General features: G+C 71.3%; 19 protein-coding genes and 1 riboswitch. Of the genes, 4 read left to right on the forward strand and 15 right to left on the reverse strand.

Annotation, left to right across the window (positions count from 1 at the left end):
* From C3481_RS07145 to C3481_RS07155, 3 genes are all read right to left on the reverse strand, one after another.
* The gene (locus C3481_RS07145; RefSeq protein ID WP_023952620.1) at nt 1-1,080 is read right to left on the reverse strand and encodes an ABC transporter permease; all 1,080 of its coding nucleotides are present in this window, start codon (nt 1,078-1,080) and stop codon (nt 1-3) included.
* The gene (locus tag C3481_RS07150) at nt 1,077-2,720 is read right to left on the reverse strand and encodes an ABC transporter substrate-binding protein (RefSeq protein WP_103841395.1); all 1,644 of its coding nucleotides are present in this window, start codon (nt 2,718-2,720) and stop codon (nt 1,077-1,079) included. Before C3481_RS07150 ends, C3481_RS07145 begins: the two co-directional genes overlap by 4 nt.
* Before the next feature lie 192 nt (nt 2,721-2,912).
* Nucleotides 2,913-4,037: an aminotransferase class III-fold pyridoxal phosphate-dependent enzyme gene (locus C3481_RS07155; RefSeq protein ID WP_103841397.1), complete on the reverse strand. Its 1,125-nt coding sequence runs from the start codon at nt 4,035-4,037 to the stop codon at nt 2,913-2,915.
* Nucleotides 4,038-4,222: 185 nt separating this feature from the next.
* Between C3481_RS07155 and C3481_RS07160 the strand changes: the two genes are divergently transcribed.
* Nucleotides 4,223-5,113 carry an aldo/keto reductase gene (locus C3481_RS07160; protein WP_023952626.1) on the forward strand — a complete coding sequence of 297 codons (891 nt, stop codon included), beginning with the start codon at nt 4,223-4,225 and terminating at the stop codon, nt 5,111-5,113.
* Between the two features lie 76 nt (nt 5,114-5,189).
* Here the strand turns inward: C3481_RS07160 and C3481_RS07165 are convergent, their stop codons facing one another.
* The gene (locus tag C3481_RS07165) at nt 5,190-5,510 is read right to left on the reverse strand and encodes an acyl-CoA dehydrogenase (RefSeq protein ID WP_023952628.1); all 321 of its coding nucleotides are present in this window, start codon (nt 5,508-5,510) and stop codon (nt 5,190-5,192) included.
* 49 nt (nt 5,511-5,559) lie between these two features.
* Here C3481_RS07165 and C3481_RS07170 point away from each other — a divergent pair, with 49 nt between their 5' ends.
* Nucleotides 5,560-6,117 (forward strand): TetR/AcrR family transcriptional regulator, encoded by a 558-nt coding sequence (locus tag C3481_RS07170; RefSeq protein ID WP_103841400.1) that lies wholly within the window; start codon nt 5,560-5,562, stop codon nt 6,115-6,117.
* Between the two features lie 26 nt (nt 6,118-6,143).
* Here the strand turns inward: C3481_RS07170 and C3481_RS07175 are convergent, their stop codons facing one another.
* The 11 genes from C3481_RS07175 to thiM all read right to left on the reverse strand — a co-directional run bounded on the left by C3481_RS07175 (nt 6,144) and on the right by thiM (nt 19,929).
* A complete protein-coding gene (locus C3481_RS07175) occupies nt 6,144-6,425 on the reverse strand; it encodes a hypothetical protein (RefSeq protein ID WP_103841402.1) in 282 nt (93 codons plus the stop codon).
* 36 nt (nt 6,426-6,461) lie between these two features.
* Nucleotides 6,462-10,157, reverse strand: a complete 3,696-nt coding sequence (locus tag C3481_RS07180) for a bifunctional proline dehydrogenase/L-glutamate gamma-semialdehyde dehydrogenase (RefSeq protein ID WP_023952632.1) — start codon at nt 10,155-10,157, stop codon at nt 6,462-6,464.
* Nucleotides 10,158-10,210: 53 nt separating this feature from the next.
* Nucleotides 10,211-10,771, reverse strand: coding sequence for a thioesterase family protein (locus tag C3481_RS07185; RefSeq protein WP_036305161.1), 561 nt, complete (start codon nt 10,769-10,771; stop codon nt 10,211-10,213).
* A 173-nt stretch (nt 10,772-10,944) separates the two neighbouring features.
* A complete protein-coding gene (locus C3481_RS07190; protein ID WP_023952634.1) occupies nt 10,945-12,486 on the reverse strand; it encodes an alpha-N-arabinofuranosidase in 1,542 nt (513 codons plus the stop codon).
* 58 nt (nt 12,487-12,544) lie between these two features.
* A complete protein-coding gene (locus tag C3481_RS07195; RefSeq protein WP_023952635.1) occupies nt 12,545-13,462 on the reverse strand; it encodes a carbohydrate ABC transporter permease in 918 nt (305 codons plus the stop codon).
* Complete coding sequence (locus C3481_RS07200; RefSeq protein WP_023952636.1) at nt 13,459-14,430, reverse strand: carbohydrate ABC transporter permease; 972 nt, start codon at nt 14,428-14,430, stop codon at nt 13,459-13,461. The genes C3481_RS07195 and C3481_RS07200 overlap by 4 nt, the downstream gene beginning before the upstream one ends.
* Entirely contained in the window at nt 14,427-15,758 is a 1,332-nt protein-coding gene (locus C3481_RS07205) for an extracellular solute-binding protein (RefSeq protein WP_023952637.1), read from the reverse strand. Before C3481_RS07205 ends, C3481_RS07200 begins: the two co-directional genes overlap by 4 nt.
* A 129-nt stretch (nt 15,759-15,887) precedes the next feature.
* The gene (locus tag C3481_RS07210) at nt 15,888-16,940 is read right to left on the reverse strand and encodes a LacI family DNA-binding transcriptional regulator (protein WP_036305168.1); all 1,053 of its coding nucleotides are present in this window, start codon (nt 16,938-16,940) and stop codon (nt 15,888-15,890) included.
* A gap of 9 nt (nt 16,941-16,949) precedes the next feature.
* Nucleotides 16,950-18,434, reverse strand: coding sequence for a bifunctional hydroxymethylpyrimidine kinase/phosphomethylpyrimidine kinase (locus tag C3481_RS07215; protein WP_308457276.1), 1,485 nt, complete (start codon nt 18,432-18,434; stop codon nt 16,950-16,952).
* A gap of 32 nt (nt 18,435-18,466) precedes the next feature.
* Entirely contained in the window at nt 18,467-19,114 is a 648-nt protein-coding gene (gene thiE / locus C3481_RS16750) for a thiamine phosphate synthase (RefSeq protein ID WP_064956307.1), read from the reverse strand.
* Nucleotides 19,111-19,929 carry a hydroxyethylthiazole kinase gene (thiM, locus tag C3481_RS07220; protein ID WP_103842073.1) on the reverse strand — a complete coding sequence of 273 codons (819 nt, stop codon included), beginning with the start codon at nt 19,927-19,929 and terminating at the stop codon, nt 19,111-19,113. The genes thiE and thiM overlap by 4 nt, the downstream gene beginning before the upstream one ends.
* Nucleotides 19,920-20,016: riboswitch (TPP riboswitch) on the reverse strand. Its footprint overlaps the gene before it by 10 nt.
* A 116-nt stretch (nt 20,017-20,132) precedes the next feature.
* On the opposite strand from thiM, the gene C3481_RS07225 reads away from it, so the two are divergent.
* Nucleotides 20,133-21,131 (forward strand): hypothetical protein, encoded by a 999-nt coding sequence (locus tag C3481_RS07225; protein WP_103841404.1) that lies wholly within the window; start codon nt 20,133-20,135, stop codon nt 21,129-21,131.
* Nucleotides 21,132-21,193: 62 nt separating this feature from the next.
* The gene (locus C3481_RS07230) at nt 21,194-21,700 is read left to right on the forward strand and encodes a GNAT family N-acetyltransferase (protein ID WP_023952650.1); all 507 of its coding nucleotides are present in this window, start codon (nt 21,194-21,196) and stop codon (nt 21,698-21,700) included.
* Nucleotides 21,701-21,905: the final 205 nt, after the last annotated feature.

Here is a 21,905-nt window from a genome sequence, read left to right on the forward strand (position 1 = left end):
TCAGCTCTCCTCTCGGACGCGGGGATCGAGCCACACGTAGAGCGAGTCGGCGATGAGGTTGGCCAGCAGGACGGTGAGGGTCACGAGCAGGAACACGCCCTGCATGACCGGATAGTCGCGCTTCTGCAGCGCCGAGAACAGCAGGTATCCGATGCCCGGGTAGCTGAAGACGATCTCGGTCAGCAGCGCCCCGCCGACCACGCCGCCGAGCGCCATCGCGAAGCCGGTGAACTGCGGGAGCATCGCGTTGCGCGCCGCATAACGCCAGCGCACGCGCGCGGGAGAAAGGCCCTTGGCCTGCGCGAGGAGCACGTAGTCCTCGCGCACCGTCGTGACGGTCATGTTGCGCATGCCCAGCATCCACCCGCCAAACGCCGAGAAGATGATCGTCAGGGCGGGCAGCGCCCCGTACTGCATGACGCTCAGCAGGAACGCCGGCTCGAGCGAGATCGGCAAGTTCGGGTCGTACCCGCCCGAGAGCGGGAACCAGCCGACGACGAAGCCGAACAGCCACAGGGCCAGCAGCGCGATCCAGAAGTAGGGCACCGACGAGACGAAGGTGATGAGCGGCGTCATGATCGAGTCGAACCTCGACCCGGCCCGCCATCCGACGGCGACTCCGAGCATCGTGCCGAGGACGAACGAGATGACGGTCGTCGTCCCCACCAGCAGCAGCGTCCACGGCAGGCCGGCGCCGACGAGATCGGCGACCGGCACCGGGAAGTTCGAGATCGACACGCCGAGGTCGAACCTCGCCAGCTGGGCGAGGTAGGCGCCGTACTGCTCCAACAGGTTCTGATCGGGGTTGCCGAAGAGCCCGCGGATCGACACGAGCGCCTCCGGCGCGAGCGCCTGACCGCTCACCCGTTCGAGCTGGTCGATGATCGCCGCCGACGGATCGCCGGGCATGAGGCGCGGGATGACGAAGTTCAGCGTGATCGCCGACCATGCGGCCACCAGATAGAACCCGAGGCGCTTGAGGAGGAAGGCTCCGCTGCGCCGGCGGGGCTTCCGGCGCGCCGAGACCTCGGCCAGGGCCGTCGTCGTCGTGGGCGTGGGAGCCCCACCGAGCGCGGTCATGACGCGGGCTTCAGCGAGAGCAGCGTGCGGACGGTGTCGGGCCCGAGGCTCGGGAAGGGCACCGCATCGAAGTCGTCGGGCGTCGGCCAGCCGGTCCAATACGTCGCGTTGACGTCGACGAACCAGTACGAGTTGTACAGCGGGCTGAAGGGCACCTCGTCGACGACGATCCGCTGCATCTCCTGCCCCAGCGAGCGCAGCGTGTCTTCGTCGGCCGCGCGGGTCATGTCCGACAGGATGCGGTCGGTCTCGGGGTCGTTCCAGCGCCCGATGTTCGTCGCGGCGGCGGTGCCGAGCGGCTCGACGTACCGGCTGTCGAGGAACCCGTAGACGCCGTAGACCCCCGCACCGCCGGTCGTGGCGATGGTCAGGTCGAAGTCGCCCGTCTTCTGCTGGTCGTAGAGAGTCGCCCCCGGGGCCCCAGCCGGGGCGACCGAGATGCCCAGCACCGACTTCCAGCTGTTGATCATGATGTCGGCGTACGCGTTCCACCCGAAGTCCTGGTTGAACGACAGGCGCGGCGAATACCGCTGCCCGTCCTTCTCGAGGGCGCCGTCGACGACCGTGAAACCGGATGCCGCGAGGGCGGCCTGCGCCGCAGCCGCATCCACCTCCTGCACGACGCCGCGATACTCCGGCGCGATCCAGTCGGCGTAGATCTGGTCGACGAGGCCCGTGGGGCCCGCCTCGGTGCCCGGCCGGTTGAGCGTCGCGGTGATGTCCGAGCGCGGGATCGACAGCGCGAGCGCGCGCCGCAGGTCGGCGTTGTCGAAGGGCGGCTGCGCGGTGTTGTACATCATCGAGTACGCGCCGCCGGTGGCGTAGAGCTGGTACAGGTTCGTCTCGGGGTTCTGCGCGACGAACTCCTCCTCCGCGCCCGCCCACGAGGCCGGGGCCCAGTCGACGTCGCCGCGGAGCAGCTGCGCCTTGACCGCCTCCGCGTTGGTCGCGAGCACCTTGAGGTAGGTCATGGGCATCTGCCCGCCCCAGTAGTCGTCGCGCGCCTTGAGCGTCACCTGCTGGGCCGCGAACGCGTCGACCGTGAAGGGACCCGTGCCCACGGGGTCGGGGTTCGTCCAGCTCATGAGGTCCTGGTCGCGCCAGATGTGCTCGGGGACGACCGGCAGCGAGCTCGACGCGAACTGGTTGAGAGCGGCGAACGAGGGCTCGGCGAAGTCGACCTGGACCGTGTCGTCGTCGATCTTGCTCACCGCCTCGTAGGTGACGCCGGCGAGGTTGAGCTCGGGGCGCTCGAGCGGCAGCGAGAGCGAGTAGACGACATCGTCGGCATCCATCGCCTCGCCGTCCGAGAATGTGACATCGGAGCGCAGCTCGATCGTGAGCGCGGTGCCGGCCTCGTCGAACTGCAGCGACTGCGCGAGCCAGGGTTCGACCACCGCGCCGTTGGCGTAGTCGATGCGCGCGAGCGGCTCGTAGATCAGCTCGGCGTTGGGCGCCTTCTCGGTCGCGGGACCCAGGACGTTGTAGTTGCGGACGTAGGTGGTACCGCCGTCGGACTTGCCGTAGATCAGGGTGTCGGCTCGGGCGGCGGTGTTCGTGGCGGCACCCGGTGTGCAGGCGGCCAGGGCGAGCGCCGCGGTCGCGAGGGCGGCGGTGGCGGCGATTCGGGAAGTGCGCATTCCGGTCTCCTGTGACGTGGCGTGCGGTTCCGACGGTCATACGTATGAGCGCCGATCCGTAGAAGAACGACGGTGTGCTTCTACGTATGACCAGCACGGTAGCGGCTCGGCGGCGACCGTGTCAACGACGGATTCTGCGGGCTCGGCGATACATCCGTCGGACCGGTGGGGCTGTATCGCGACGAGGCGGGATCAGGCCGCGAGCACGACGCGCAGCTGCTCGATCGCCCAGTCGAGCTCGGTCGCCCGGATGATCAACGGCGGGGCGAGCACGATCGTCGACTCGCCGACCACGTCGACGAGCACACCGCGTGCGACGAGGCGCCGGGCGACCTCGGGGGCGGTGACGACCGCCGGGTCGACGTCGACCCCCGCCCACACCCCCGCGGTGCGGACGGCCACGGCACCCGCTCCGACGAGGGCCTCCACGCGTCCGGCGAGGTGCTCGGCGAGAGCACGGGCCCGGTTCTGCAGCTCGCCCGCCTCGAGCATCTCGACCACGCGGTGGGCGATGGCGCTCCCAAGCGAAGACACGGATACCGGCGCCACGACACCGCCGAGCAGCGCACGGCTCCCGACGACGGCGGCGATGGGGACGATCGCGCCGCCCAGCGCCGGGCCGAGCACGCGGAGATCGGGGACCATCCCTCCCCCGGCGAGGGCGACGGTGTCGCCGAGCCGGCCCAGGCCGCTGCGGGTCTCGTCGAGGATCAGGGCGATCCCGCGATCGGCGGTCGCCTGCCGCACGGCTTCGAGGTATCCCTCCGGCGCGCCGACGACGCCCGCGCGGGCCTGCACGGGCTCGAGGACGACGGCCGCGACGGTGGCGTCGAGCGCCGCGACGAGCGCGTCCACCTCACCGAAAGGCACGGCGACGGCTCCCGATGCGACGAGCTCGGGGTGCGAGCCGGCCGCGACGACGACGGTCGTCCGCTCCCCCGCACCGAGCACGACGTCGACCGCGACTTGCAGCGCATCGTCGCCGGTGCCGACGGGCAGCACCGCCTCAGCGCCGAGAAGAGCGGCCAGTGCGTCGGCGAAGCCGTCGGCACGGTCGTCGGCGACGACGGCGCTCGTCGCGGTCAACCGACCCAGCTGTTCGGTGGCGACGGCGAGCAGGGCGGGATGGCGGTGCCCGAAGGCGAGCGCGGGATCGGCGGTCAGATCGAGGTACCGGCGCCCCTCGACGTCGGTCACCCACGCGCCCTCGGCCGTCGCGGCCATGACCGGCAGCAGCGGCGCGGGTCCCGCGAGGGCGCGCGTCGAGCTGCCGCTTTCATTCGCATCGGGGGCGGCAGGGGGGTCGGCGATCGTCATTCGGGCTCCTGGCTTCGGCGGTCGCGCACGCGGCGGCGGGTCGCCGGGCGGCCGGCATCCATTCTCCCCCGGCCCCTTCGGGCTCCGCTGAGAGACATCGCGGTCCGATTGCGCAAGGTCCTGCCCGTTCGCGGTCGCGCCTGACAGGCTGGAGCCACACCACCGCTCATCGTCGAAGGAGACCCATGCAGCAGCGCACCCTCGGACCGTTCACCGTCTCGGCCATCGGCCTGGGCGGGATGCCCGTCTCGATGAACAACGACAAGCAGATCCCCGACCGGAAGGATGCCGTCGCCACGGTCCACGCCGCACTCGACGCGGGCGTCACCCTGCTCGACACCGCCGACATCTACGCCCCGAGCTGGGACACGATGGGGCACAACGAGGAGATCATGGCCGAGGCCCTGGCCACGTGGAGCGGCGACCGCTCGCAGATCGTGGTGGCCACGAAGGGCGGCATCACCCGCAGCGAGGGCGAGAAGTGGGGCCGCGACGGCTCGCTCGACTACCTGCGGAAGGCCGTCGAGGCCTCGCTCCGCGCGCTCCGCGTCGACGTGATCGACCTGTACCAGTACCACCGCCCCGACCGCTGGATGGTCTACGGCGAGGTCATGGAGAATCTCAAGACCCTGCAGCAGGAGGGCAAGATCCGGGCGGTCGGCATCTCGAACGCGAGCGTCGAAGAGATCGAGATCGCCGAGCAGGTGCTCGGCGCCGGCAACCTCACGAGCGTCCAGAACGAGTTCTCGCCGCGGCACCCGGGAAGCTACGACGAGCTGCGCTACTGCGTCGACCGTGGCATCGCGTTCCTGCCCTGGAGCCCCCTGGGCGGCACGGGCGGTGGCGCACGCTCGATCGGTGATCGCTTCGCCGTGTTCGGCGAGGTCGCCCGCGCCCACGACGTGAGCCCGCAGCAGGTCGTGCTGGCCTGGGAGCTGGGACTCGGCGACACCGTCATCCCGATTCCGGGAGCGCGTCGCGCCGAGTCGATCGTCGACAGCGCGAAGGCGGTCGACCTCGAGCTCTCCGGCGACGAGCGCGCACGCCTGTCGCACTCGGTCGGCATCGACGCCTGATCCGGCGCAGACCGATCACGACGGCCCGCCCCCGACTCCGGCCGGGGCGGGCCGTCGCGCGTCCGGCCCGGCCGCCTCAGGCGGTGAGGGGATGCTCGCCGACGACGACATCCGGGTTCATCGGGATGGGGCCGAGGATGCGGGGCTGCCCATCGACCCGCGCCACCTCGACGCCGTTGCGCGCGAGACCCTCGACGCTGCAGTCGATCCGCAGCAGCGGCAGCCGCACGTCGGCGTAGACCGTGGCGACGACGTCGGCCACGTCCGCGGGATCGCAGGCCCGGATGTGGCCGCCCGGCTCCCACGGCATGCCCCGTGTCGCGACCTCGTACTCGCCGAACTTCCGGCTCATGCCCCAGTCGTCGGCGATCGCGATGTGACAGACGATCTCGTCCATGGCGCCTCCTTAATGAAACGCCACCGTATCATTCTGCTAACCTGTCGGCATGCCCTCGACCGCAGACCGCCGCCGCGGACGGCCACCCGTCCACGAGCAGGCCGCACGCGACGCCCGCATCGTCGCGGTGGCCGCGCGGCTGTTCGTCGCGGTCGGCTTCCACGCCGCCTCGCTCGATGCGATCGCGCAGGAGGCGGGCGTGACCAAGCGCACGATCTACGACCGGATCGGCGACAAGCCGGCACTCCTTCGCGCCGCGGTGACCGATGTGCACGACTACCTCGAGGTCGAAGCGCGCGACCTCCGGCACGCCTGCACCCTGATCGCGGCGGCGCTGTTCGCCGACCGCGCCGTCGGCCTGCACCGCGCAGCCGTGGCGGTCGCGCTCGACGACCCCGCGATCTCGCGCGCGTTCTACGACGCCGGTCCGCTCGCGGCGCAGCGTTACCTCGCCGCCCACCTGAACGGCGACGAGCGCCGCGCCGAGCATCTCTTCGGGGCACTGCTGGGCGAGCCGCACCGTCGACGACTCCTGGGCCTCGACCCCGAGCCGACGCCCACGGCACTGGATGCCCACGTCACCGCCGTGCTCGACGCCATCGCCTAGAGGTCGCGCGCAGCGCCGGGCTCAGCTCAGCGAGAGGCGGAGGCCGGGGCGGACCCGAGCCGGTCGAGCGTGGCGGCGGCACGCGCGGCGGCCGAACGGCGCAGGATGCCGTGGACGAGCAGCACCGCCCCCGCACCGACACCCACGAGCACCGGCAGGCTGAGAGACGGCGAGAACGCCAGCCCGATGACGGCGATCGCGAGTCCCACCGCCCCGAGCCCGATGAACAAGGCCCCGACGAGCGACTCGCGTTCGATCGACAGGCGGGCCAGGATCAGCGTGGGCGCGGCGGCTGCGTCATCCGTCATCCCGCCACGCTACCGAGGCGGCTCCGCAGTCGCACGTCAGATGACCGCCTCGGACCAGTCGTCGGGGTTGCCGAAGCGGTGCGCCGTGATCGTGATCGACTGCTCGTGCACGAACGGCAGCACCTCGATGCGGCCGGCCGTGGTGACCTCGTCGGCGTAGACGGCGACATCCGGGTCGCCGCCGGTCGCCCCCGCGATCGCGGTTCGCAGCTCGGCCACCGCGTCTCGCGACCCGACCAGGCGGATGCGGCCGGGGCGCCGATCCGCCGCGGCGATGCGCTGCAGCCATTCACCATCCGTCTCGACCGACACCGAGATGTCGACCTCGCCGAGCGCCCGCCGCACCTCGGCCGGCAGGCCCACCGGCGAGCTGAGCGTCACGCCCGACCCGGCCCGCACACCCGCGACGATCACGCGGAGCACCGCCTGCCAGGTGGCGTCCGACGACGCGCGCACGGCGACGTCGACCGGGCGGTACCGGAACAGGTTCCGCTCGACGCCGAGGCCGGACACGTCGCGCACCTGCCCGAACTCTCGGTCCCACGCGACGGCATCCGAGAGAGCGCCGCGCCGCAGCCACTCGAACGACTCGTAGTCGAGCGTGGGCTGCGCCGACTCGATGATGGTCGTGATGCGCGAGTCGAGACCGCGCAGGTGCAGTGTGCTGGACGCCGACCCGCTCGAGGCGCGCCACGAACCGAGACCGACGAGGTAGTTCGGCCCCCCGGCCTTCGTGCCCGCGCCCACCGACGACCGCTTCCAGCCGCCGAAGGGCTGACGCTGCACGATGGCACCCGTGATACCGCGGTTGACGTACAGGTTGCCGGCCTCGACCCGGTCGAGCCACGTCGCGAGGTCGGCGGCATCCTGGGTGTGCAGGCCCGCGGTCAAGCCGTAGGCGACCGCGTTCTGCAGCTCGATCGCCTCCTCGAGCGTGCGGGCGTGCATGATGCCGAGCACCGGACCGAAGAACTCCTCGAGATGCGTGCGCGACCCCGGGCTCACCCCGACCTTGACGCCCGGGGACCAGAACCGGCCCGCGGTGTCGTCGCCGAGGTCGAGACGACGCGGCTCGACGAGCCAGCGCTCACCGTCCTCGAGCGAGGTGAGCGCCCACTCGAGCTTGCCCTGGGGCGGCTCGATCACGGGTCCGACCTCGCTGCGCGGATCGGTCGGCGGACCCACCCGCAGCGAACGGGTGGCGTCGACGAGCTGGCGCGCGAACCGCTTCGACCGGCCGACCGGCCCGACGAGGATCGCGAGCGACGCGGCGGAGCACTTCTGACCGGCGTGCCCGAACGCGCTCTTGATGAGGTCGGATGCCGCCAGATCGAGGTCTGCCGAGGGCATGACGATGATCGCGTTCTTGCCGCTCGTCTCGGCCAGCAGCGGCAGCTCGGGCCGCCACGACCGGAACAGCGCCGCCGTCTCCCACGAGCCGGTGAGGATGACGCGGTCGACCGACGGGTGGGTGATGAGGCGTCGGCCGAGATCGCCCTCGTCGATGTCGACCAGCGCGAGCAGGTCGCGGGGCACACCGGCGTCCCACAGCGCCTCGGCGACGACCGCCGCGCAGCGCCGGGCCTGCGGCGCGGGCTTGAAGACGACGCCCGAGCCGGCAGCGAGGGCCGCGAGCACGCCGCCGGCGGGGATGGCGAGCGGGAAGTTCCACGGCGGGGTGACCACCGTGACCGAGGCCGGCTGGAAGACGGCACCGCTCACCCGGTCGAGCTCGCGCGCCGTCGCCGCATAGTAGGCGGCGAAATCGACCGCCTCGCTGACCTCGACGTCGGCCTCGGCCAGCACCTTGCCCGTCTCGGACGCGGCGACCTCGATGAGCTCGGCCCGGCGCGACTCGAGCGCACGCGAGGCCGCGAGCAGCACGGCGCTGCGGTCGGCTGCCGCCATCGCGCCCCAGGCGGATGCCGCCGAGCCGACGCGCGCCACGATCTCGTCGAGCGTTCCGGCGTCGTCGACCCGCGCCGCCGCGATCGTCTCGTCACCGGCCGTGCTGCCGGCGATCCGCGAGAGGATGCCGCGCGCCCACTCCCGATTGACCGCGAGCGCGGGGTCGGAGTCGGGGGTGTTGGCGAAACCAGGTGCCCCGAGTGCCGGTGCGCGGCGCGTCTCGCGGGGCGCGTACACCGCCGTCTCGACGAAACGCTCACCGCCGAACAGGATGTCGTCGTGCTGGCCCAGCGCCGTGGTGTCGTCCGAGCGGCCCGCGGCGTCGGCGATCCCGAGCACCGCCTGCGTGAGGCCGTCGTCGCCGCCGGCGGGGTCGCGCGTGATGCGCTGCGGCGCGATGGGCCGGAGCGAGAGCGTGCGGTCCTGCGTACGGTTGGGCGAACTGGGCAGCGCCGGGTCGGCCGCGCGCTCGAGCGAGGCGAGGAATCGGTCGCGCTCGCGCTCGAACAGACTCGCATCGGTCGCGAGGTCGAACGCGGCGGAGAGGAAGTTCTCGCTCGAGGCGTTCTCCTCCAGCCGGCGGACGAGGTAGCTGATCGCGACATCGAACTCGTCGGGCCGCACGACCGGCACGTACAGCAGGACGTGGCCGACATCGGCCGTCACCGCCGCGACCTGGCCCTGGGCCATGCCGAGCAGCATCTCGATCTCGATGTCGTCGCTCACGCCGCGCTCGCCGGCGAGCAGCCAGGCGTAGGCGATGTCGAAGAGGTTGTGGCCGGCGACGCCGAGCCGCACCGCCGCGCTGCGCTCGGGACGCAGGGCCCGGTCGAGGCAGCGGAGGTACATCGCGTCGGCGTCGAGCTTGCTGGCGTGGGTCGCGAGCGGCCAGCCGTGGATCGTCGCGTCCACGCGCTCCATCGCGAGGTTCGCCCCCTTGACCAGGCGCACCTTGATCCGGCTTCCGCCGGCGGCGACGCGGGCCTGCGCCCACGCCGTCAGCTCGTCGAGCGCGTCGGCGGCGTCGGGGAGGTACGCCTGCAGCACGATTCCCGCCTCGAGGCCCCGGAGTCGCTCGTCTTCGAGCAGGCGGGTGAAGACGGCGATCGTCAGGTCGAGGTCGCGGTACTCCTCCATGTCGAGGTTGATGAAGGTGCCGTCCTCGGCGGCGCTGAGGTACAACGGCAGCAGACGTTCGACCACGTCGGCGACGACCTCGTCGAACGCCCACATCGAGATGCGGCTGACGATCGCCGAGACCTTGACCGAGACGTAGTCGACGTCGTCGCGGCGGATCAGCTCGTGGATGCCTGCGAGCCGGCGGCGGGCTTCGTCCTCGCCGAGCACGGCCTCGCCCAGGAGGTTGAGGTTCAGTCGGGCGCCGGACTCGCGGATCCGGGCGATCGCCGGGCCGAGCTTGTGGGGTCGAGCGTCGACGACCAGGTGTCCGACCATCTCGCGCAGCGCCGTGCGGGCGATCGGCACGACCGGGGTCGGCAGCATCGGGGCGACGGCGCCGCCGACGCGCACGGCCCCGCGGAGGTACCACGGCAGGAACTCGGGGACGAGCGGGGCGACGTGGTGCAGCCGGGTCGCTGCGGCGGTCACGCTCTCGGGGCGCATCACCCCGTCGACGAAGCCGATCGTGAACGGCAGCCCGTTCGGGTCGCGCAGGACTCCGGCGAGGCGCTGCGCTGCGGCATCCGCGGGGAAATCGGCCGACGAGTGCACCCATTTCTGGGCCAGGTCCACCGCCTGTTGGGCGAGGTTGTCGTCGGCGGGGAAGCCCGGCGGGGTGGTGCCGGACGAAACGGTGTCGGACATGCCGTCAGCCTATGTCGCGGCAGCTCTCCCGGGGTGGCGCCTCGCCCGGGCGATCACTCCCAGATGCTGGGCGCCTCGGCACGGGTCGACGGAAGCGCGGTAGCGGCAGCCCATTCGGTCATCCACGGCTCGAGCGGGGGCAGGTCGTCGCGTCGGCCGAGAACGTCGAACAGCTCGTCGAGCGGCACGATGCCACCCGTGCGGCGGAGGAACCGCGACCGCACGACCATCTCGGCGTACACCTCGCCGCGGACGACCGCGCGGTGCACCATGTACACCGACTTGTCGTCGTGCCCGTGCAGGCGCGTCTCGATCGTGAAGCGCTGCCAGAGGTTGAGCGACTTCCGGAAGGTGATCGTGCTGCTCGCGACGACGCCGTACCAGCCCTTCTCCTGGAACGTGTCCCAGATGCCGTTGCGCACCAGCAGGTCGAACCGGCCGAGGTCGAACAGCGAGGCGTAGCGCCCGTTGTTCATGTGCCCGAGCAGGTCGATGTCGGTCGGCAGCGTTCGCAGCTTCACCCGGCCGACCGCCATGAGCGGCCGCGGGCCGTTCCTGCGCAGCTGTCGCTTCGCTCGCCAGATCGTCAGCAGGGTCCGGAGCCACACGTTCACGAGGGCCGACGCTATCGGATGCCCCATGCCCCCACCCGCATCCGTTGTGCCCCTTCCACAACCCCGGCCCCGCCGACCCGCGCGCAAGAACGGAGAATCGCGCGAACATCGGAGGATCTCGCGGGATCGGTCCGAGGTACGCGCGATTCTCCGACGTACGCGCGACGCGCGGGTCAGGCGCGCGCGGTGTCGAGCACGATCACCGCCCACGACAGCGGGGGCAGGGTCGCCCGCAGCGTGCCCTCGTCGAGACCGACGCCGCGCAGGGGCACGAGGCCGACGGAATCCTGGTCGTGTTCCGTGTTGGCCGACCGCCGGTCGCCGCCCTCGGGAACCGTCAGCACCTCGGCCGACACGACGCCCGAGGCCCCGAGCCCGCGCAGCTCGAGCGACACCTCGGTCTCGGAGTCGAGCGAGCGGTTCGCCACGAACAGGGCGACGCGGCCGGTCGCCTCGTCCCACGTGGCGGCCGCGTCGACGACATCCACATCGCCGAACTTCGTCGTCGGCGTCTGGTCGGAGTCGACCGCGAGCCGGAGCACCCGCCCCTGGGCGAGCTGCGACATGCGGGCGAACGGCCAGAAGATCGACTGCCGCCAGGCCGGTCCGCCCTCCTCGGAACGGATCGGGGCGATCACGTTGACCAGCTGCGCCTGGTTGGCGATGCGCACGCGGTCGCCGTGGCGCAGCAGGCTGTGCAGGAACGTCCCGACCACGACGGCGTCGGTGACGTTGTAGGTGTCCTCGATGAGGCGCGGGTGGGCGCGCCACTCCTTCGACGCCGAGACGATGTGCGGCTGGTCCTCGGTGTCGAGGCCCCGCTGGTACCAGACGTTCCACTCGTCGAACGAGATGTCGACCTGCTTGCGGTGCTTGCCCGCAGCCTTGACCGCGTCGATCGTCGAGACGACGCCGTCGATGAAGGCGTCCATGTCGACGGCCTCGGCGAGGAAGGATGCCGCATCCCCGCCGTCCTCTTGGTAGTAGGCGTGCATCGAGATGTAGTCCACCTCGTCGTACGCGTGCGTGAGGACCGTGTGCTCCCACGAGCCGAAGGTCGGCATCTGCCGGTTCGACGACCCCACCGCGACGAGCTCGATGTCGGGGTCGACCAGGCGCATCGCCTTCGCCGTCTCCTGTGCGAGCCGGCCGTACTCGTGCGCGGTCTTGTGACCGATCTGCCACGGGCCGTCGAGCTCGTTGCCCAGGCACCAGAGCCGGATGTCGAACGGAGCGGCTGCGCCGTTGCGGCGACGCAGGTCGGACCAGTACGTGCCGCCGGCGTGGTTGGCGTACTCGACGAGCGCGCGGGCCTCGTCGACACCGCGCGTGCCGAGGTTGACCGCCTCCATGACCTCGACCTCGGCCTCGCGCGCCCAGTCGACGAACTCGTGGAGTCCGAACGCGTTGGTCTCGACGGTGTGCCATGCTCCGTCGAGCCGGTGCGGACGCTCGGCCACGGGACCGACGCCGTCCTCCCAGTTGTAGCCCGAGACGAAGTTGCCGCCGGGATAGCGGATCACGGTGGCGCCCAGCTCCTTCACGAGCGAGAGGACGTCGCGCCGGAAGCCGCGTTCGTCGGCCTGCGGGTGACCGGGCTCGTAGATGCCGGTGTAGACGCAACGGCCCATGTGCTCGACGAACGAGCCGAAGAGGCGGCGCGGCACGTCGGCCACGGTGAAGTCGCGATCGAGGACGATGCGGGCGCGGGGCATGATGCTCCTGTTCTTTCGGGGTGAGGGGATGCGGACGACGCGTGACGGGCGACGCCGGTCACTGACCGCCGAAACCGGTCGTGGCGACGCCGCGGACGATCTGCTTCTGGAACACCAGGAAGACGATGATCAGCGGCACCGAGGCGAGGACGGCCTGTGCCATGACCTGCGCGTACTGCACGCCGTAAGCGCTGATGACGGTCTGGAGTCCGACCGGCAGGGTCATGAGGGTCGTGTCGTTGATGATGAGGAACGGCCAGAGGAAGTTGTTCCACGCGCCGATGAACACGAAAATCGCGACGGCGCCGAGGATCGGCCGCGACAGCGGCAGCACGATCGACCAGAACACCCGGAAGCGTCCGGCGCCGTCGACCCGCGCGGCATCCTCGAGCTCGATCGGCACCTGGTCGAAGAACTTCTTGAGGATGAACACCATCGCCGGCGCGACGACCTGCGGCAGGATCAGGCCCCACGGGGTGTCGACGAGGTTGAAGGCGAGCATCTCGTAGAAGAGCGGGATGATCAGCACCTGCGGCGGGATGACGATCGAGGCGATCACCGCGCCGTAGAGGAACTTCTTGCCGCGGAACTCCAGCCGCGAGAACGCATAGGCGGCCACGGCCGAGATCGCGACGGTGAGGAGGGTGATCACGGCGGAGGTCCAGAGGCTGTTGCCGGCCCAGACCCAGACGTTGCCCTGCGAGAGGATCGAGGTGAACGCCTCGGTCGTGGGCCCGCTCTCGCCCACCCATCCGCCGGCGCCCGATGCGGCATCCGTCTCGGTCTTGAAGGCGGTCGCGACCGCCCACAGGAACGGCAGCAGCCAGCCGATCGCCATGAGGGCGAGGGCGATGAAGGCGACGACGTTGATCGCGCTGAACCGGCGCTGGCCGGGCTTGCGGCTTCGCGGATCGGGGGCGACCCCCGGGGCGACGACGGCGCGCGTGGCCGTGGAGCTGGCGGTGACGGCGCTCATGAGTGCTCCTTCCGGCGACGGGTGGCGAGGGCCTGGATGACGCCGATCAGGACGATCACGGCGAAGAAGACGTACGAGATCGCCGCCGAGTAGCCGAAGCGGTACCCGACGAACCCGGACTCGTAGATGTACTGCACGATCGAGCGGGTCGTCTCGCTCGCGATGCCTCCGAGCATCTGGTACGCCTGGTCGAACAGCTTCAGCGAAGCCAGCACCTGCAGGATGACGATGAGCACGGTGACCTGCCCGAGCTGCGGGATCGTGATCGAGAAGAGCTTGCGCCACTCCCCCGCGCCGTCGATGGATGCGGCTTCGTACTGGGTCTCGGGGATGTTCTGGAGGGCCGCGAGGTAGAGCAGGAAGTTGAAGCCGATCGTCCACCACACCGTCGCGACGACGATCGCGAGCATGTTGGTGTCGGGATTCTGCAGCCAGGCGATCGGCTCGAGCCCGAACGCCTCGAGGATGCCGTTGGCCGCGCCGATCTGCGGGTTGAAGATCCACACCCAGATCTGCGAGATGACCGTGGAGGCGAGCAGGTACGGCATGAAGAACGACAGCCGCCAGAGCCACTGCCCGGGCAGGCCGCGCTGCACGAGCAGCGCCATGACCAGGGCGAGGACGACGAGCGGCACGGTCGACAGAACCGTGAACCAGGCGGTGTTGCCGAGCGAGCGCCACATGACGGGGTCGCCGAGCGCTTCGACGTAGTTCGCGATGCCGATGAACGATCCGCCGGCGCCCGTCAGCGACTGGTCGGTGAAGCTCAGATAGAGCCCGTGCAGCAGCGGCCACACGAGGAAGAGGAGGAAGGCGGCGAGGAAGGGCGCGAGGAAGGTCCAGGCGATGCGCTGCTCTCCGCGGTCGCCGACGTGACGGTGCCGCCGCGTGCGGTCGCCGGTGACGATCGTCCGCGTCGCGGCCGTGTCGGCGAGACCGGCGCGGCCGGATCCGGTGTCGAGGGTCATGCGCGGGCTCCTTCCGGTGCGGCGGGGTTCGGCGTCTGCAGGCGCAGGTCGACACCCGCGCGGAAGCGGGCGATCGCCTGAGCCGGGTCGGCGCCCTGGAGCAGGACGTTCTGCACGGCGGCGCCGAAGTCGGCCTGGAAGCGCGAGCCCGAGCCGGTGAACCACGCCGGCGGGTCGTACCGGACGAGCTCGGCGGCCTCGGCGTAGTGCGCCTGCGGCAGCAGGTCGGCATAGGCGGCCGACTGCGTGACCGGGAGGTAGGCGGGGATGTGTCCTGCCCCTGCCCAGTCGAACGAGCCCTTCAGGATGTCGGCGACGAAACGGTAGACGAGGTCGCGGGTCTCCTCGTCGGGTGCGCTCTGGTGCGGCAGCGTGAACGAGTGCGAGTCGGCGTAGACCGACGGGGTGCCGAACACGGCCGGGATGATCGCGGCGTCGATCGGCAGGTTCTGCTGCTGCATCGAGCGCAGTTCCCAGACGCCGGTGAGGAACAGTCCGCTGCGACCGGTGGCGAACTCCGCGATCGCGCTCTGGTAGTCGGCGCTGCGCGAGGCGATCTCGTCGTCGAGGAGCTGCTGCATGAAGCTGAGCGCCGCGACCGCGGCATCCTCGTCGATCTGCGCCTTGCCGCCCTCGGGAAGCTCGATCTCGAGCCCGTGCTGCGTGTAGAGCGTGTAGAAGAGGCGCCACATCTGCGCGCCGTCGCCGAGGTAGCCGAACGACAGCCCGTGCGACTCCGAGACCGCGGCCACCGCCCGTCCGAGCTCGAGGAAGTCGTCGGGCGAGGTGATCGGCGGCAGCTTGCCGTCGCTGTCGAGCACACCCGCCTCGGCGCAGATGTCGGTGTTGTACATCAGGATGAACGGGTGCGCGTCGAGCGCGACGCTGTAGAGGTCGTCGCCGATGAAGCCCTTGCGCCAGATCGCGTCGGTGAAGGTGCTCGCGTCGACGCCGAGGTCGGCCAGGCGCGCGGTGTCCCACGTGTCGAGCAGCCCGCCGGGCGCATAGCCGACGACGCGCGAGGCGTGCATGACCGAGACGTCGGGCGCCCGCCCGCCCGCGGCCGCCATCGCGAGCTTCGTGTAGTACGGCTCGCCCCAGGCGAGCACGGTCGGGCGCACGCGGTAGTCGGACTGCGCGGCGTTGACGCCGTCGATGAGCCCGGACATCGTCACGCCGTCGGCACCGGAGAGCAGGTGCCAGAACTGAAGGGTGCGGGCGCCCGTACCGCCGGGGAGACCGGCGCACGAGGCGAGGAAGGCGGTTCCGGCGAGGGCTGCGGCTCCCGTGAGGAACCGCCGTCTGCTGAGTTCTATGGGTGGGGCCATCGGTCACTCCTTTGTGACGGCACGACATCGTGACAACCAGGGACCCTCATACTTTTACATCGATGTAATCAATGCGCAAGGAAAATCCGGATGCTGCCACCGATGGCGTTCCGCGACGCCATCGGTGCGTCACCGTCGCGCGGAGATGCCGCGGGGCGCGCCATCCGTGCTGGCGCGGGCGACGACGCGATGCGCGATCGCGACGGCGCGCACCGGGATGTCGCGCGCCGCGATGCGCTCCTCCAGGAGCGCCATGGTCGCGCGCGCGAACTCGACCCGGTCGAACGACACGGTCGTCAGCTCGGGCGTGGTGTATCGCGACTGCTCGATGTCGTCGAAGCCGCACACGAGCACGTCGTCCGGCACCCGGATGCCCGCACGCGCCAGCTCGTGCAGCGCACCCACCGCGATCGAGTCGGTGAAGCAGAGGACGGCGTCGACGTCGACCCCGCGCTCCAGCAGCGTCCGGACGCCGATCGCGCCAGCCTCCATGTTCCACGGCAGGGCGTTGATCTCACGGCGACGATCGTGCGCGAGACCCGCTTCGTCGAGCGCGTCGCGTACCCCGGCGAGGCGCAGGCGGCTCGTCGCCGTCGCGAGGCCGGCCTGCTCATCGCCGCCGATCGCGGCGATGCGTCGCGCGCCGCGGGACACCAGGTGCGCGACGGCGTCGCGCGCCCCGGCGCGACTGTCGACGAGAACCCGGTCGGTGACGTGCTGCTCGACCTCTCCGATCAGCACGACGGGCGGCAGCCGCTCATCACGGTCGACCACGCTGTCCTCGATGCGGATCGGATTCAGGACGACACCGTCGACGAGGTGCTGTCGCGCCCGTGAGACGAGGTCTCGCTCGCGCTCGGGCTCGAGCGCCGTCTCCTCGATCTGCACCGCATAGCCGCGCTGATGCGCCGCATCGACGAGGTGATGCAGCATCTCGGCGGAGTACGCCGTCGCGAGGTCCGGCAGCGCGATGGCGATGACACCGGAGCGGCCGTTCCGCAGCCCGCGGGCGCTGAGGTTGGGCACGAAGTCGAGCTCGCGCATGGCCGACTCCACGCGCTGCTGCGTCTCGGGACGGACGACCGCGGTGCCCGTCAGCACGTTGGAGACCGTCTTCGCCGAGACTCCGGCGAGCGCCGCCACATCCTTCATGGTGGCTCGGCCGGCTCTTCCCTTCGGCATGAGCACAGACTAGGCCCCGCGCATAGCCCCTCCCGCCCGTGCTGCGCCGACCAGCGCTGCGACGGGGGCCTCGAAGAAGGCGAGCTCGTGGCGCATCGATCGTTCGAACGCGACGCTCATCCGCTCGCGCTCGAACGCCGATGCACCTGCGGCGGCCCGGTCGGCGATCTCGATCGCGGCACGAGTCGACGCGGCGAACGCGGGGTCGGCATAGGTCGAGAGCCAGTCCCGATACGGATGCCGCGCGTGGGATGCCGCTGCGAACCGCTCGCCCACATCGGAGTAGAGCCAGAAGCACGGCAGGAGGGCGGCGACCAGTTCGCCGTACGAGCCGCGGGCCGACGCCGCATGCAGGTGATCGGTATACGCGAGCGTCGTGGGCGCCGGTTCCGCGGTATCTGCGTCGACGCGCGAGCGATGCAGCTCCGACTCGACTGCGATCGCCGAGGCGGCGGCTTCCGCCCAGAACACCTGTTCATCGCTCCGCGGCGCGAGAGCGCTGGCGCGGGCGAGCACGCGGGCGTACTCCGAGAGGTACAGCGCGTCCTGTTCGAGGTACCAGGCGAACACGGGCTCATCGAGCGACCCCGTGCGCAGCCCGTCGACGAAGCCGCACGCGTTGACGGCTGCGCGCAGCGGAGCCGCCTCGGCCCATACGCGCGCTGTCCACGACACCGACGAGACAGGCGACACCGGCGACGGGAGGTGCGGGCGCAGTTCGTGCAGGTGGTCGACGGGCCCGTTGCCGCGACCGACGCCGAGCGCCGCGCCGGCCGCGATCGCACCGGCCAGCCACGCCGTGGCGCGCGGGAGGGCGTCGGTCCAGTCGACGCCGCTCGCGCCGAGGGTCGCCATCGCCGACGACAGCGAGCATCCGGTGCCGTGCGTGTTGGTCGAGGCGATGCGCCGCCGGGCCACCTCTGCGGCGACGCCGTCCGGCGTCACGATCGCGTCGGGGCAGTCCTCGCCGGCGAGATGTCCGCCCTTGACCAGCACGATCGAGCCCGAGGCGCGGGCGAAGCGCAACGCCTGCGCGAGCGCATCCCGCCACGACCGCGCGACCGGCTCCTCCGTCAGGACGGCCAGCTCGGGGAGGTTGGGCGTCACGAGGGCGGCGCGCCGGCAGAGGTCGCGGATCGCAGCCTCCGCGGCGGGGTCGAGCAGGCGATCGCCGCTCGTGGCGACCATGACGGGGTCCAGCACGACGAGGTCGTGGCCGCGGCGAGCGAGCCAGTCGTCGACGACCGCGATGAGCGGCGCGGAGTGCAGCATCCCGATCTTGATGGCATCGATCTCGACGTCGTCGCCCACGGCGTCGAGCTGCGCGCGCAGGAACTCAGCCGGAGGCACGTGCACCGCCCGCACGCCGCGGGTGTTCTGCGCCACGAGCGCCGTCACGACGGCCATCCCGTAGCCGCCCATCGCGGCGATCGACTTCAGGTCGGCCTGGATGCCGGCGCCGCCCGAGGGGTCGGTGCCGGCGATGCTCAGCACCCGCGGCACCCGGGGCGCCGGTACCCCCGCGGTCACCGGTCGCCCCCGCGGGCGAAGGCACGGGCCGCGGCGGCGGGATCTGCGGCGCCACAGATCGCCGACACGACGGCGACCCCGGCCGCGCCCGCGCGGCGAAGCGGAACGACGTCCTCGGCGACGACGCCGCCGATCGCGACGCACGCGAGCGGCGTGGCCGCGGCGCGTTCGGCGAATCCGTCGATGCCGAGGGCCGGCGGGTGATCGGCCTTCGTGGAGGTCGGCCGGATCACACCGACACCGAGATAATCGAGGGTTCCGTGCGGCATCGCGTGGGCGGCTTGCAGATGCGCCGCCGTGTTCGCCGTCCACCCGATGACGGCGCCCGTCCCGAGCAGCCTGCGCGCGGTCGTGGGTGGGATGTCGTTCTGACCGAGATGCACGCCGTCCACGCGGGCACCCGCATCGATGGCGGCGAGGGCGACGTCGACCCGGTCGTCGATGAGCAGGGGGACCCGTCCGGCGATCACCTCCGACAGCACCCGAGCGCGGCGGACGAGCTCCGCCGCGCTCACTCTCTTGTCGCGCAGCTGCACGACGGTCACGCCCCCGTCGATCGCGGCGTCGACGATCGACGGCAGCGCGTCGGCATCGAGCCGGTCATCGGTGACGAGGTGCAGAGCGAGGTCGACCCGGCGGGTCACCGCGTCGCCTCCGCGCTCGCGAGGTGCGCCTCGACCCGGGACCCGTCGAGGTCCTCGGGGCTCAGCGCCGCGAGCGCGTCGAGGAACGCGACGGCGAACGAACCGAGGCCGGACGAGACGGATGCCGCGGCCTCGGCCGCGTGCTTGTGCACGACCGACGCGGCGATCGCCGCCGAGAACGGCTCGACGACGCCGAGGAAGGCCGCCATCGTCGCGCCCAGCGAACAGCCCCCGCCGGTGACCCGGGTCAGCAGGGGATCTCCCCCGCGCACCCGCGCGACCCGCTCGCCGTCGGTGATGAGATCGACCTCTCCCGACACCGCGACCACCGTCCCGGTCCGGCGCGCGAGGTCGACAGCCGCCGCGTGCACCGAGTCCGGGTCGTCGACGCTGTCGACGCCCCGTCCGCCGGAACCGCCGCCGGCGACCGCCGCGACCTCCGAGGCATTGCCCCGGATGATCGCGGGTCGAGCGGCGACGAGCTCCGCCGCGAGAGCGGTGCGGATCGGCAGCATCCCGACCGCGACAGGGTCCAGCACCCAGCGCCGCGTCGCCGCCACGATCTCACGGGCGCTGGCCTGCTGCTGGGGATTAGGGGTGCCGAGGTTGATCAGCACACCGTCGGCGATTCCGGCGAAGATCCCCGCTTCACCGGCGATGTCGACCATGGCAGGACTCGCCCCGAGCGCGAGCAGCGCATTCGCGGTGAACCCGGTGACGACGGCGTTGGTCACGCAGTGGGTGAGCGGAACGGCATCCCGCAGCGCTCGGAGCGCCGCTTCCGGTCCTCGGACGGTGGGCACGACATCGCGCATTTCGACATCCCTTCGCCAGCATTGCACTGGAGCAGGTTCGACGGGTCTGATCTCAGCTCGCGGTCGCGGGCACCCCGTGTCGGGACACGACCATAGCAGGCCGGTTTGCACCCTCTGGACCGCGATGCTTTTCTCCCGGTCCCCGAAGCGCGTAGGTTGCGAGTGAGCGCGCTTCACGGGCCGGCGCGCGAGGGGGTGGGGCCGTGCTGACAGCAGGCGTCGCACTGGTCTGCGCGTGTCTGGCGACCATCGCCGGACTCGTCGGGGTGCTCGCCCTGCGGCCGAGCTGGCGACGCCGCGGTGGACTGCTGCGCTTCGGCATCGTGGGCGCGCTGTCGGCGACGGCGGCGAGCCTGCTGTACCTCGTGCACACGAAGACCGGCGACGCCGCGACCCTCGTCATCAGCGACATCGCCATGGTTCTGGCCCCCGGTCTGGTCTTCGCCGGGCTGGGCTCATTGAGCGGCGGGGTTCTCGCCCGTGCCGGGGTCGCCCTTTCGCTCGCCGCCGTGGTCGGAGTCGTGTCCACGACGGTCGGGATGCCGGCGTCCCTCGCGGTGAAGGTCGTGGTCGTGGCTGCCGCCTGCGGGCTGACCAGCGCCGCGGCGATGCAGCCGGCCATCGCCGCGAGACGCGGGTCCCGGCTGCTCGCGGTGACCATGGCCGCGTACGGGGTCTTCTCCCTGTGCCGCGCCGTCGTCGGGCTCACCGCCGGGTGGGATTCGCCCCTCTACCGCTCGGCGCTGTCGGTCGTGCCCACGACTGTCGCCGGCGCTGCGCTCGTGCTCCTCAGCGGGATCGCGCTGCTGATGATCCTGTCGGACCGGAGCGCGGCGCTGGCCACGCAGCGCGAGCGCGCCGCCGGGAGGCTCGACCTCGAGCTCGGCCCGACATGGTCGGTCGGCCTGAGTTCGTTCGGCATCGTGCGCGCCGCGCTCGGCCCCGCCCGCGCGGATCGGATGAAAGACGACTTGATCGCCGCGGCACGGACGCTCGATCCGGATGCGGTCGTCGACGCGACGCGGACGGGAACGCGCGTGCGCATCGACGACGACCAGGCTGCCGTCGAGGAGGCGCTCCACGACCGCCTGATCGCTGCCGGGTGGACGCCGGGAGAGGTCAACCTGGTGTCGATCGAGGCAGCGGCGAGCGACGAGGCCGCGGCTGCGGTCGGCGACGGGGCCGGGGCCGGGGCCCGATGACCCCGTCCGCAACCCCCGTTCCTCGATTTCACGCCACCGCCGGCCGCGCGTAGAGTCTGGCCATGGAAGCCGAACTGCAGACCGACATCGTCGTCCGTCCGGTGCGGGATGTCGACGCCGAAGCCCTCGGGCGCGTGCACGCCACCTGCTGGCACGAGACGTACGACCACCTCATCAGCACCGCCGCGCTCCAGAGCGTGTCGCCGCGACGTCTCGCCGAGCTGTGGACACACTGGGCCGCACAGGGAGAGGACTTCCGGATGCACGCCGCGCTCGTCCGCGGCGAGATCGTCGGTTTCGTGGGGTCGGGCCCGGCTCGCGATCGCGACGCCCCTCGGATGCGCGAGCTCTACTTCATCTACCTCCTCGACGCGTGGCACGGCACCGGCATCGGCCAGCGCCTCTTCGACGCCGCCGTCGAGAAGGACGAGGGCGTCTACCTGTGGGTCGCGGAGGACAACCCCCGCGCGCACCGCTTCTACGAGCGCAACGGCTTCACGCTCGACGGGCAGACGCACACCGAGCCGTTCCTCGGCGAAACGCTGACCGAGGTCCGTTTCGTCCGCTGAGTCGGAGTTCGCCCCGCTCGGCTAGGTCGCGAGGCTTCGGCGAGCTGACTCGCCTCGACTGGCTATTCGGCCTCGGCTAGCGGCCTCGGCTGCTCGGCGTCGGCTGTTCGGCGTGACCGGCGCCCCTCCTCCCCCGTCGAGCTCAGTAGCGAGTTACCAACATTCGAACTTACGTTCGATTCGAATGTCGTACCCCACTGTCATG

This window comes from Microbacterium sp. Ru50 (assembly GCF_002920555.1).
Lineage (GTDB): Bacteria > Actinomycetota > Actinomycetes > Actinomycetales > Microbacteriaceae > Microbacterium > Microbacterium arborescens.

What these genes read in the sequence shown, in the direction of transcription:
- thiM (WP_103842073.1), bottom strand. Translation starts at nt 19,929, where the DNA reads ATGCGCGATGTCGTGCCCACCGTCCGAGGACCGGAAGCGGCGCTCCGA.
- C3481_RS07155 (WP_103841397.1), bottom strand. Translation starts at nt 4,037, where the DNA reads ATGACGATCGCCGACCCCCCTGCCGCCCCCGATGCGAATGAAAGCGGC.
- C3481_RS07190 (WP_023952634.1), bottom strand. Translation starts at nt 12,486, where the DNA reads ATGCCCCGCGCCCGCATCGTCCTCGATCGCGACTTCACCGTGGCCGAC.
- C3481_RS07160 (WP_023952626.1), top strand. Translation starts at nt 4,223, where the DNA reads ATGCAGCAGCGCACCCTCGGACCGTTCACCGTCTCGGCCATCGGCCTG.
- C3481_RS07165 (WP_023952628.1), bottom strand. Translation starts at nt 5,510, where the DNA reads ATGGACGAGATCGTCTGTCACATCGCGATCGCCGACGACTGGGGCATG.
- C3481_RS07170 (WP_103841400.1), top strand. Translation starts at nt 5,560, where the DNA reads ATGCCCTCGACCGCAGACCGCCGCCGCGGACGGCCACCCGTCCACGAG.
- C3481_RS07200 (WP_023952636.1), bottom strand. Translation starts at nt 14,430, where the DNA reads ATGACCCTCGACACCGGATCCGGCCGCGCCGGTCTCGCCGACACGGCC.
- C3481_RS07210 (WP_036305168.1), bottom strand. Translation starts at nt 16,940, where the DNA reads ATGCCGAAGGGAAGAGCCGGCCGAGCCACCATGAAGGATGTGGCGGCG.
- C3481_RS07175 (WP_103841402.1), bottom strand. Translation starts at nt 6,425, where the DNA reads ATGACGGATGACGCAGCCGCCGCGCCCACGCTGATCCTGGCCCGCCTG.
- C3481_RS07150 (WP_103841395.1), bottom strand. Translation starts at nt 2,720, where the DNA reads ATGCGCACTTCCCGAATCGCCGCCACCGCCGCCCTCGCGACCGCGGCG.
- C3481_RS07180 (WP_023952632.1), bottom strand. Translation starts at nt 10,157, where the DNA reads ATGTCCGACACCGTTTCGTCCGGCACCACCCCGCCGGGCTTCCCCGCC.
- C3481_RS07195 (WP_023952635.1), bottom strand. Translation starts at nt 13,462, where the DNA reads ATGAGCGCCGTCACCGCCAGCTCCACGGCCACGCGCGCCGTCGTCGCC.
- C3481_RS07230 (WP_023952650.1), top strand. Translation starts at nt 21,194, where the DNA reads ATGGAAGCCGAACTGCAGACCGACATCGTCGTCCGTCCGGTGCGGGAT.
- C3481_RS07205 (WP_023952637.1), bottom strand. Translation starts at nt 15,758, where the DNA reads ATGGCCCCACCCATAGAACTCAGCAGACGGCGGTTCCTCACGGGAGCC.
- C3481_RS07145 (WP_023952620.1), bottom strand. Translation starts at nt 1,080, where the DNA reads ATGACCGCGCTCGGTGGGGCTCCCACGCCCACGACGACGACGGCCCTG.